The organism is Empedobacter sp. GD03797 (assembly GCF_029842105.1).
GTDB classification, from domain to species: Bacteria; Bacteroidota; Bacteroidia; order Flavobacteriales; family Weeksellaceae; genus Empedobacter; species Empedobacter falsenii_C.
The window spans coordinates 50,199-62,062 of the sequence record NZ_JAOCFS010000011.1 but is presented as its reverse complement, the minus strand read 5'-3'; the positions used below and the strand labels follow the sequence as shown (position 1 = coordinate 62,062).

The 11,864-nt window shown below is 32.6% G+C and carries 11 protein-coding genes; 7 read left to right on the top strand and 4 right to left on the bottom strand.

Annotation, left to right across the window (positions count from 1 at the left end; all coding sequences use genetic code 11):
- Positions 1-19 precede the first annotated feature (19 nt).
- The 3 genes from N5D90_RS09330 to panC form a co-directional block, all read right to left on the bottom strand.
- Positions 20-1,039 (bottom strand): lysylphosphatidylglycerol synthase transmembrane domain-containing protein, encoded by a 1,020-nt coding sequence (locus N5D90_RS09330; protein ID WP_280062269.1) that lies wholly within the window; start codon positions 1,037-1,039, stop codon positions 20-22.
- Between the two features lie 23 nt (positions 1,040-1,062).
- Positions 1,063-1,410, bottom strand: a complete 348-nt coding sequence (gene panD, locus N5D90_RS09325) for an aspartate 1-decarboxylase (protein WP_180905565.1) — start codon at positions 1,408-1,410, stop codon at positions 1,063-1,065.
- Positions 1,411-1,495: 85 nt separating this feature from the next.
- A complete protein-coding gene (panC, locus tag N5D90_RS09320; RefSeq protein ID WP_280062268.1) occupies positions 1,496-2,338 on the bottom strand; it encodes a pantoate--beta-alanine ligase in 843 nt (280 codons plus the stop codon).
- Between the two features lie 118 nt (positions 2,339-2,456).
- On the opposite strand from panC, the gene N5D90_RS09315 reads away from it, so the two are divergent.
- From N5D90_RS09315 to N5D90_RS09290, 6 genes are all read left to right on the top strand, one after another.
- Positions 2,457-3,269: a glycogen/starch synthase gene (locus N5D90_RS09315; RefSeq protein WP_280062267.1), complete on the top strand. Its 813-nt coding sequence runs from the start codon at positions 2,457-2,459 to the stop codon at positions 3,267-3,269.
- A 15-nt stretch (positions 3,270-3,284) separates the two neighbouring features.
- Positions 3,285-4,895 carry a DUF4270 family protein gene (locus N5D90_RS09310; RefSeq protein WP_038336008.1) on the top strand — a complete coding sequence of 537 codons (1,611 nt, stop codon included), beginning with the start codon at positions 3,285-3,287 and terminating at the stop codon, positions 4,893-4,895.
- Between the two features lie 45 nt (positions 4,896-4,940).
- Complete coding sequence (glmS, locus tag N5D90_RS09305; protein ID WP_280062266.1) at positions 4,941-6,788, top strand: glutamine--fructose-6-phosphate transaminase (isomerizing); 1,848 nt, start codon at positions 4,941-4,943, stop codon at positions 6,786-6,788.
- Between the two features lie 103 nt (positions 6,789-6,891).
- Positions 6,892-7,479: a riboflavin synthase gene (locus N5D90_RS09300; protein ID WP_221854045.1), complete on the top strand. Its 588-nt coding sequence runs from the start codon at positions 6,892-6,894 to the stop codon at positions 7,477-7,479.
- Positions 7,480-7,481: 2 nt separating this feature from the next.
- Positions 7,482-8,930, top strand: a complete 1,449-nt coding sequence (locus tag N5D90_RS09295; RefSeq protein ID WP_280062265.1) for an ATP-binding protein — start codon at positions 7,482-7,484, stop codon at positions 8,928-8,930.
- Between the two features lie 49 nt (positions 8,931-8,979).
- Complete coding sequence (locus N5D90_RS09290) at positions 8,980-9,630, top strand: tRNA1(Val) (adenine(37)-N6)-methyltransferase (RefSeq protein ID WP_280062264.1); 651 nt, start codon at positions 8,980-8,982, stop codon at positions 9,628-9,630.
- 194 nt (positions 9,631-9,824) lie between these two features.
- Here the strand turns inward: N5D90_RS09290 and pckA are convergent, their stop codons facing one another.
- Positions 9,825-11,396: a phosphoenolpyruvate carboxykinase (ATP) gene (pckA, locus tag N5D90_RS09285; protein WP_280062263.1), complete on the bottom strand. Its 1,572-nt coding sequence runs from the start codon at positions 11,394-11,396 to the stop codon at positions 9,825-9,827.
- Positions 11,397-11,624: 228 nt separating this feature from the next.
- Between pckA and N5D90_RS09280 the strand changes: the two genes are divergently transcribed.
- Positions 11,625-11,861: an acyl carrier protein gene (locus N5D90_RS09280; protein WP_038336002.1), complete on the top strand. Its 237-nt coding sequence runs from the start codon at positions 11,625-11,627 to the stop codon at positions 11,859-11,861.
- Positions 11,862-11,864: the final 3 nt, after the last annotated feature.

The window sequence follows — 11,864 nt, the reverse complement described above, 5'->3', positions numbered from 1 at the left end:
TAGCTTTGGAGGTATGTAACTATTGTGTAGAATCTCGACGAATTCGTGCGATTTTGTAAATAGCAATCAATCCAAAATTAATCATTGATACAACTTGAGCTATATAAAGGATTAATCCAAAATAATCTCCAATTGCTCGTCCTTCGTGCTGATCTCCGCCTTTTGCTAAATAAACTGCCGAAAATGCAATCGACATAATATACGGATAAGCCAAACCGCCCGAAACAGGTAAAATCATTCCCAGAGATCCCGCAATCAAAAGAAATAAACCTTCTGGTATTCCAAAATTTTTGGTGTCAGGAAAAGCGAAGAAAACAAGGAAAGTCATTAGAAAATAACAAATCCAAAGAGCAAAAGAATAAAAGATAAATAAACCTCTTTTTTCTAATTTTGAGATTGATTTTATTCCTTCCCAAAGTCCAAATAGAAACGTTTTAATCTTTTCAAAAAACTTTAATTGACTAATCTTTTTCCAGAAAATAGCAATTAATCCAATTCCTAAAACAAGAACTCCAATTGCGATGTAATATTTTATGAAAGAAGGTTCGGTTGTTGGTTGGTGTGCCTTTTCTTTGTTTCCTAATTCAACAAATTTGATGAATGTTTCGTAATTGAAAATAAGTGTTAAACCGAAAAATAATCCCAAAAATAAAACGTCAATTACACGTTCTAAAACTACTGTTCCGAAAGATTTCTCAAAGGGTACTTTTTCCATTTTATAGAAACTTGTTGCACGAGCTACTTCGCCACTTCGAGGAATGGTCAAATTCATAAAATATGCAAATGCAATAGCCCAAAAACCAGATGAGGTTTGTGTATTGTAGCCCATCGGCTTTAGAAGAAGATTCCAACGAGCGGCGCGTATCCAATACGTGAGAATACTGATTGCCATAGATGCAAAAATCCAAAAATAATTGGTTTGTTTTAAAACTTTTGCAACTCGTTCGAAATCAATTTGCTTCACTGTTACCACGACAAAAAAAACGGCTAACAATGAAGCAATGATTAAGAAGAGTGATTGTTTGATCTTACTCTTCATATAAATTGTTGAAAATTAATTCCTTAATCTAAACGATTGTTCTCGTTAGGGAAAACAATTGTTGGTTCGTAGGTTTTGGCTTCTTCAAATTCCATCATCGCATACGTGATTAAAATGACAGTATCACCTACTTGTACTTTACGTGCCGCTGGTCCGTTCAAACAAATTTCTCCGCTTCCACGTTTTCCTTTAATAATGTAAGTTTCAAAACGTTCTCCGTTTTCTTGAACCACAATTTGAATTTTTTGACCAACTACCATGTTTGCAGCGTCTATCAAATCTTCATCGATTGTAATACTTCCGATGTAGTTTAATTTTGCGTCTGTTACCTTAACTCTATGTATTTTAGAGTGAAATACTTCTATCATCATAATTTTGCAAAGTTACACTGAACTTATAAATTTCAAAACCCGTTCCAATATTTTTCGATTGGAGTGAAGGATTTTATCTATTTTATTAAAACTGAATATTATCGATTAATCGTACATCGCCTGCATAAGCAACGACAAATCCACGAATATGTTTTGCATCAGAAAAATGTTCGATTGACAATAACGTTTCTTCATCTGTGATTTCAAAATATTCTAATTCGAAAGGAGAATTTTTGAATTCATTTTCGACGAAAGTTTTTACATCAGCAACATCTTTTCCTTCATTTTTTAGCGTTACAGCTTGTGATAAAATTGAATAAATTTGAGGCGCATCAGAAGTTTGTTGCGTTGATAAACGTGCATTTCTTGAGCTAAATGCTAAACCAGAATTTGCTCTGTGAATTGGCATTGGAACAATTTCAACATCTAAATTCTCTTGTTTTACCATTTCTTGAATGATACGAATTTGTTGAAAATCTTTTTCTCCAAAATATGCTCTTGTTGGCTGAACTGCTTTGAATAATTTGCAAACAATTGTAGCCACTCCATCAAAATGTCCAGGGCGAGACGCTCCTTCCATCACTTGGTCTATTGTGCCAAAATCGTAGTGTTTTGCACCTTCATTTGCTTCATATAAATCCTCAACAGTAGGCATATAGACAAAATCACAGCCATTTTTCATTAACAATTCTTTATCATTTTCCTCAGTTCGAGGATATTTTGCTAAATCTTCTGGATTATTAAATTGTGTCGGATTGACAAAAATGCTGACGATTGTGTAGTCGTTTTGAGCTTTAGAAGCTTTGACCAAAGACATGTGACCTTCGTGTAAAGCGCCCATTGTAGGGATAAAGCCAATGGTTTTGTTTTGGTTTTTTAACTCGACGATTGCGGGAGTTAATTTTTCCTTTTCGTTAAATATAACCATAACACTGATTTGTTAAAAAAAAACTAATATCTCGCAAAGCTACTATAAGCAAACAATATATCAACATTTTTTTGTAAATTTGTGCCTTATTATTCATTAGGAAAAGAGAGTAGAAATTATGGAAGGAAAGCGCATATTGTATGTAACAACAGAAATGGTACCTTACTTTCCTGAAAATCCGATGTCTTCACAAGCATTAGATTTGCCAAAAATCATGCAAAGTAGTGGCGCAGATGTAAGAATCTTTATGCCAAGATTTGGAGCAATTAACGAAAGAAGACACCAATTACACGAAGTAATACGACTTTCAGGTATGAACATGATTATTAATGATTTGGATCAACCATTAATCATTAAAGTCGCTTCTGTTCCAGGAGAAAGACTACAAGTGTATTTTATCGATAACGAAGAATATTTCAAACGTAAAGAAGTTTATGGAGAAGATAATGGATTATTTTCTGATAACGATGAGCGTTCTATTTTCTTCGCAAAAGGAGTTTTAGAGACAGTAAAAAAATTAAACTGGAAACCAGATGTTGTTCACGTAATGGGTTGGATGTCTAGTTTAGTACCATTGTATCTAAAAAAATATTATTCTGACGATCCTTTCTTTCAAGATGCAAAAGTTGTTGTTTCTTTATTTGACAACGGATTTGAAGGAGAATTAGATAGCGAATTAGTTAAAAAATTAGCTTTTGATAAAGTAGAAGCTGATGTACAAACATATTTAGAAAAACCTACACATTTGGGTATGATTCAAGCTTCTTTACAATATGCAGATGCAGTTGCGAAAGGAGAAGAGATGATTCCAGAAGATGTGAAAAACTATATCAACCAACAAAATATTCCTCTATTAGACTATTGTTCTAAAGAGCAAGCTAAAGAAGTTTACAACAACTTCTATCTTGAGGAAGTAATGAACTCTAATTAAAATCTGTTTAGATTAATGAAAAAATTTTTGAATGTCCTTTCTGTGTCTGTTGCAATGATGATTGGAATGGGAGCAATTGTTTCGTGTGAGAATGAAACACTAGGATTAGATAACAATGTGATTAGAGGTGAGGCAGAAGGAAATGTAAAATCCTTAGATGTTATTGCTTTTAATGCAAATTTTGATACGCTTCGTACAGATAAATTTGTACTTCAAAATGGAGCTTTTGGTGTGTACAACGAACCAATTTTTGGTTCTACATCCTCTAAGTTTTATACACAAATTAGACCTTCGTCTATTGGTGATCAGGATTTTGGAACAGAACCTAAAGTAGATTCTGTGAATTTGGTAATTCCAGTTTATTACAACACGACTAAAGATCCAATTTCTAAAGATACAATCAATCTTTCTAAACCAGGAGAGAAACCAAAAGATACAGATACAATCCAAATTACAACAAAGTATGCAGTAGATTCTTTGTATGGTAATAAGGATTTGACAATGACGTTGAAAATTAAAGACATTAATACGGTTTTATACAAAGACACAAAATATTTTTCAACATTAAGTGGACTTGAGACGCCAATTTCTGTTAATTCGAGAGTAATTGGAAAAGCTACAATCGGAAAAACAGTAACAGGAAAAGTTGTTAAACAAAAAACTGGAACTTCTAATATTTCTGAGGTTGTTCCTGGTTACAAAGTTTCTTTAGATCCAGATTATTTTGACGAAAAAATTATTAAAAATGCTAAAACAGGATTACTTTCTGATTACGCAACATTTATTCGTGAAAATATCAAAGGTTTAGAGTTTTCTGTAGAAGAATCAAATGGATTTATTGTCAATTTTAATCCAAATAAAATTGACTTGAATATGTATTATTCTAAAAAGAATCCAACTGAAAAAAAAGATACTGATACTGATTATAAAGAACGTGTAAGTGTTACTTATGCTTTTGATATGACAAATCAGTGGAATTCTGGTACTGCAAATAATGCCAATATTATTGCTTCTCAAATTGTGAACAATGCAGTAGGTTCAACTTATTCTACAATCAAACCTGATGAAGTGAATGGTGATGCGAGATTGTATTTAAGCGGAATGAGTGGGAATTATGCAAAATTAAGAATCAATCAAACGCAATTAGATGAATTAAAATCTGAGATGACAAAAAGTAACATTGTGATTCTTGGTGCAAAATTAAAATTCTATATTGATGGTTCTACAGGTTTCCCAAAACCACCTTATTTAGTTGCTTGGAATAATTACAAAAAAGATGATAAAGTTATAAATGAATTGTATGCAGACGTTTTAGAATTCTATAATGCATATCCTACATCAGTTCACTTTAATCCTATTGTAAAAGGAGATACTGATTATTATACAATTGATATCACGAAACATCTAAAAAGCATGTTAGAGAAAGGAAATGAGTTTAAAGATCAAACGATGTTTATTACAATGGGTAATTTTATAACATCTGTTAGTTATGCAACAACTATTAATAGTACAAATCCTTATCAAAATAATAGAGCTTATAATCCATACAGAATTGTTTTACATGGAAATAATTCGGAAGTAGCGGATAAAAAATTGAAATTATTGGTATATTACTCTCAAAAATAGGGCGTATTATATTTAACGAATTTAACTAAAATACTATAAAATATTATGTGTGGAATTGTAGGATATATTGGACATCGCGAAGCGTACCCAATTATTATTAATGGACTAAAAAGACTAGAGTATCGAGGATATGATAGTGCAGGATTAGTTCTTTCTACTGGTACCGATTTTGAATTGGTAAAAACAAAAGGAAAAGTTTCTGATTTAGAAGATAAATCAGAAAATTTAGATAAAACACCTCATTTAGGAATTGGGCATACACGTTGGGCAACACATGGTGTGCCAAATGATGTAAACTCTCATCCTCATATGTCTAATAATGGACGTTTGGTATTGGTTCATAACGGAATTATTGAAAATTATGAATCAATCAAACAATTATTAAAAGATAAAGGTTACGTTTTTCATAGTGATACGGATACAGAAGTTTTAGTAAACTTTATTCAATTATTTCAAGAGGAACAAAACTTAAATTTAACTGACGCAGTTCGTTTAGCTTTGAATGAAGTGATTGGGGCTTATGCGATAGCTGTTTTAGATAAAGAAGAAGCAAATACAATTGTTGTAGGTCGTTTAGGTTCTCCATTAGCAATTGGTATTGGAGAGAACGAATTTTTCGTTGCTTCTGATGCTTCTCCGTTTATCGAGTTTACAAAAGATGCGGTTTATTTGGAAGATGGTGACATGGCCACAATTACTTTAGATAAAGAAGTTGATGTACGTACAATCCATAACAATGAAGCAGTTTCTTTAGATGTTCAAGAGTTACAATTAAATATTGAAGCGATTGAAAAAGGTGGTTATGAGCATTTCATGTTAAAAGAAATCAACGAACAACCTCGTTCTATTCGTGATACAATGCGTGGACGTTTATTAGTTGAGGAAGGTGTAATTAAAATGGCTGGTATTTGGGATCATCAAGAGAAATTCTTGAATGCAAAACGTATCATCATTGTTGCATGTGGAACATCTTACCACGCTGGTTTAGTAGCAGAATATATGATCGAAGATTTCGCTCGTATTCCTGTAGAAGTGGAATATGCTTCTGAATTCCGTTACCGTAATCCAATTATCAACAAGCACGATGTCGTAATTGCAATTTCTCAATCAGGAGAAACAGCAGACACGTTAGCAGCGCTTAAATTAGCTAAAGAAGCTGGAGCATTTATCTTTGGAATTAATAATGTTGTAGGTTCATCAATTGCTCGTATTACAGATGCTGGTGCTTATACGCATGCAGGTCCTGAGATTGGTGTTGCTTCAACAAAAGCGTTTACAGCTCAGTTAACAATTTTAGCATTGATTGCATTAAAATTAGGAAAACACAATGGTGAATTATCAACAGAGAAATTTACATTGTTAACACGCGAATTAGAGCGTATTCCTGAATTAGTTCAACAAATTTTAGATAACTGTGAAGGTGTAATTGATCAAATCGCTGATAAATACAAAGATAACAGAAATGCAATCTATTTAGGACGTGGATACAACTATCCATCGGCTTTAGAAGGAGCATTAAAATTGAAAGAGATTTCATATATCCACGCAGAGGGTTATCCAGCAGCAGAGATGAAGCACGGGCCAATTGCGTTATTGGACGAAAATATGCCAGTTATCGTTATTGCAACGAAAAAAGGTTATTACGAAAAAGTAGTTTCTAATATTCAAGAAATTAAATCACGTAGCGCCAAAGTAATTGCAATTGTGAATGATGGTGATGAGCAAGTAACTGCTATGGCAGATGATTACGTAGTAATCCCAGAAACAGCAGAAGAATTCTCTCCAATCTTAACAGCTATTCCATTACAATTATTATCGTACTGGATTGCCGTTAAATTAGGTAAGAATGTAGATCAGCCTCGTAACTTGGCAAAATCAGTTACTGTAGAGTAAAAATTATTACAGAGTTAATATATTTAAGGGATGATGTTTTAAAATCATCCCTTTTTCATTTTATAAGTTTAAATTAATTATTAATTTCACCAAAAATAACATCATGTTTACAGGAATCGTAGAAGGAGTAGGAAAGCTTATAAAAGCAGAGAAAGAGCAATCTAATTTACATTTATGGATTGAAGCTGATTTTTGTGATGAATTAAAAATTGATCAAAGTGTTGCACATAATGGAGTCTGTTTAACGGTTGTTGATTTCAAAGATGGACTTTATAAAGTTACTGCTATAGAGGAAACCTTACAAAAAACAAATTTTAACACTTTAAAAGAAGGTGATTTGATCAATTTAGAACGATGTTTGCAATTCAATGGTCGTATCGATGGTCACATTGTGCAGGGTCATGTAGATCAAACCGGAAAAATTGTTTCGATAGAAAACCAAAATGGTAGCTTTTTTGTTACAGTAGAATATGATGAAGCATCGTCTGGAAATGTTACAGTAGAAAAAGGTTCGATTTGTCTTAACGGAATTAGTTTAACAGTTGTTGACAGTAAAGTAGGGCAGTTTTCGGTTGCAATTATTCCATATACTTGGGAGTTTACAAACCTTAATCAAGTGAAAGTTGGCGATACAATGAATTTAGAATTTGATATCTTAGGAAAATACGTCAAAAGATTATTCCAAAAATAAAAATGATTAGAAAAAAAAATAACCTATCGCTACCCGTTCGTATTATCATTTATATGGTAACGATTTTGTTATTTACAGCAGGCGCTATCTTGCTGATTACTGCCAATCATTTCAATGCACAAACTAAACAATATCACGAAGATATTCTCAAACGAAAAGTTAGAGCGGTAGAATCTGCGATAGATTATGAAATGGATAATTATCCTGGAATTGCAACCAAAGATAATATTCATGACATTTTAGAAGATGGTTTTCTTCGCATTGCTGATATCAATAAAACCGATATTGTAATTTATGATTTACGTGGTAATAAAATTTTAACCACTCAGCCGGTTTCAACGACTTATAATGTTTTACCTCAGAAAATATTAGACCAACTACAAAAATCAAATGATTTTATTGTAACGAATAAAGATACAGCCGACGACAATAATGTTTATTCGTCTTATAGTCATATCAAAAATTATTACAACGAAAATATTGCTGTTCTCTGTCTACCTTATCAATCTAACCAAGATTTTTTACAACAAGACATGTTTACATTAATTGGTAGTTATGGATTGGCTTTTGGAGTTATTCTTTTGTTTGGAACATTTGCGGTCTATTTTGTTACTAAACGTACGCTTAATAAACTTTGGTCGTTTGCAGATCGGATTCGAGAAACAGAAGTTATTGTAAACAATATGCCTATTCGTTATGATGGTAACGATGAAATAAAGGTTCTGGTAGATTCTTATAATGATATGTTGAACCGATTGCGGGAACAATCAGATTTATTAGCTAAGCAAGAGCGTGAAGAAGCATGGCGAGATTTTGCGAAACAAGTTGCGCATGAAGTCAAGAATCCATTAACACCAATGCGATTAATGCTACAGAATTATATGCGAAAATTTGATGTAAATGATCCAAATCTTGAAGAAAAGACGATGCGAACAACTACTATTTTATTGCAACAAATTGATACCATCTCTGCGATAGCCGAAGCTTTTTCAGATTTTGCTAAAATGCCTTCTCGTAAAGATGAAAAAATTGATGTGGTTGATGTTATAAAAAACACGCTTTATGTTTTTCCAATGGAGTTCATCGAATTTAATTATTCTCCAAACATCATCATGATGCGTTTTGATAAACAATATTTGAATCGAATTATTACAAATATTACAAAAAATGCGTTTCAATCTATTCCACAATCTCGTATTGCGAAAGTTAAAGTAGATGTGTTTTTAGTAGGAGGTTTCTTACATCTAACCATTCAAGATAATGGGGATGGAATTCCTGTCGAATCGCAAGATTCTATTTTTGTTCCAAAGTTTACAACAAAGAATAGTGGAATGGGAATTGGTTTACCAATGGTCAAAAAAATTATTGACGATTATGACGGATCAATTCGTTTCGAAACCGAAATTTCTGTCGGTACAACATTCTACATTTTGATTCCTTACAATGAATAGAAAACCTTTTCGATTCAAACAATTCGAAATTTTTCAAGATAAAACCGCAATGAAAGTAGGCACAGATGGTGTTTTACTTGGCGCTTGGGCTGATTTAAAAAGTGGAAATACTATTTTAGACATTGGTACAGGAACTGGATTAATTTCGTTGATGTTAGCGCAACGTTTTCCTCTTTCTATGATTGAGGCAATAGAAATTGATAACGATGCTTTTTTACAAGCAAAAGAAAATTTCGAGAATGCATCTTTTTCAGATCGATTAACCATTTTTAATTCATCGCTTCAAGATTATTCAACCAATAAAAAATATGATTTGATTGTCAGTAATCCACCTTTTTTTGTGGTGAATGATACTGTTGATTTTGATGCGCGTAAACAAGCACGCCAGCAAGAAACCTTGACTTTCGAAGAATTAATAAAAAAAACTGCCGAATTACTACAAAAAGACGGATTAGCGAGTTTTATAATTCCATACGATCAAATGGGTGATTTTTGTATGATAACGGCTCAAAACGCTTTAAAATTATCTAGAGTTGTTTATATCAAAGGGAATTCGACAACGGTTACAAAACGTGTGTTGTTAGAATTTAGTTTTCATGAAAAAGAAGTAGAAGAACAAGAACTAATCATTGAAGTCGATCGACATCAGTACACAGAAGATTATATTCAGTTGACAAAGGATTTTTACTTGAAAATGTAATTTTCATCAAAGACGAAAAACGATAAGTAAACTACTGATTTTGATGTCAAATAGAAAATTGTATTTCTATGCATCTATGTAAAGAATTATACAACATTTAAAAACATAAAAAAACCGAGCAATTTGCTCGGTTTTATATTTATTTCTGATTTTCAAAATGAGTTAAAAACTCATTCTCAACCTCAATCTTAACCTTAAATCGTTGGCCCACCAGCTAATAAATCAGCCGTTGCAAATTCTTCGAACTTTTTGAAGTTTTCTTTGAATTTAGCTGCCAATACTTTCGCATTTGCTTCGTATGCTGCTGTAGAATCAAAAGAAGTCGCTGGATTTAATTTTTCTGAAGCAACACCTTCGATTGCAACTGGAACTTCAAACCCGAAATAAGGATCTTTTTTGAATTCAGCGTTGTTCAAATCTCCGTTTAAAGCTGCATTGATAACCGCACGTGTATCTTTTAAAGACATACGCTCTTTTTTACCATTCCAACCTGTATTGATTAACCAAACATTTACTCCCGTTTTCTCAACTTTATCGCTCAACATTTCAGCATATTTAGTTGGATGTAACGGCATAAATGGCGCACCAAAACATGTAGAGAATGTAGTTTGAGGCTCTGTAACACCAGCTTCTGTACCAGCAACTTTAGATGTATATCCTGAGATAAACAAGTAAGCTGCTTGATCTGGGTTTAATTTTGCAATTGGAGGGAAAACTCCGTAAGCATCAAACGATAAGAAGAAAATATTTTTAGGATTTTTTCCTACAGATGGAACTGCAATATTTTCGATATAATCAATTGGATAAGAAACACGTGTATTTTCTGTGATAGATGTATCTGTAAAATCAACCTCGTTAGTACCTGGAATTAATTTACAGTTTTCTAATAAAGCTCCGTCTTTGATCGCTGCAAAAATTTCTGGTTCACCTTCTGGAGATAAGTTGATAACTTTTGCGTAACAACCACCTTCAAAATTGAAAACCGTATTGTCTTCTGTCCATCCGTGTTCGTCATCACCAATCAAACGTCTGTTTTTGTCTGCTGATAAAGTTGTTTTTCCTGTTCCAGATAAACCAAAGAACATTGCTGTATCTCCATTTTCACCAGAGTTTGCAGAACAGTGCATTGGTAAAGTATTTCTGAATACTGGCATGATGAAGTTTAAGGCAGAGAAAATACCCTTTTTCATTTCTCCTGTATAACCAGTTCCTCCGTTTAAAACGATTTTACGTTTAAAATTTAAGATAGAGAAATTGTGTTGTCTTGTACCATCTTCATTAGCGTCTGCAACAAAAGTTGGCGCATTGATAATTGTCCATTCAGCATCACCAAAGTTTTTTAATTCTTCTTCCGTTGGACGAATAAACATGTTATAGATAAATAAATTAGCAGCAGGAGTTTCTGTAATTGCTCTAATCTTTGTTTTGTAAGAATCATCAGCACAAGCAAAAGCATCACGTACATAAATTTCGCGGTTGCTTAAATGCTCAACAACTTTATCATACAAAGCGTCAAATTTATCAGAGTCAAAAGGAATATTGATGTTTCCATCCCACCAAACGTTTTCTGCAGTAATATCATCTTTTACAATAAAACGGTCTTTAGGAGAACGTCCTGTAAATTCTCCTGTTAACATATTTACTGCTCCAGAAGATGTAATTTCTCCTTGTCCTAGCTCTACCATTTTCTCCGTAAGCTCTTGAGGAGATAATTGATAGTTAATTTTGGAATTTTTTATTCCGTAAGATGCCAATTCTATGCTCATTTTTGTGATTTTTATAGTATTTTAAAATATTAAAGGTAAAAACTTTGGACAAAGTTACAATAAAAAGAAGCGTGAAAAATTTGACTTATGTCATTCACTTAAACGTTTTCGTGAATATTTATTCACCATATATTTGCAAGTTCTTATGCGTGCATATAAAAAAAAGCTTGTATTTAATATAAGTTTTATATTTTTGCACTAGTTTACAACAATTAAAATTAGAAAATTATGTCTGACATTACATCAAGAGTGAAAGCAATTATCGTAGATAAATTAGGAGTTGACGAAAGCGAAGTTACGCTAGAAGCAAGTTTCACTAACGATTTAGGAGCTGATTCATTAGACACAGTAGAATTAATCATGGAATTCGAAAAAGAATTTGATATCCAAATTCCAGACGATCAAGCAGAAAAAATTTCTACTGTAGGTCAAGCTGTAACATACATCGAAGACTTAAACAAGTAATAG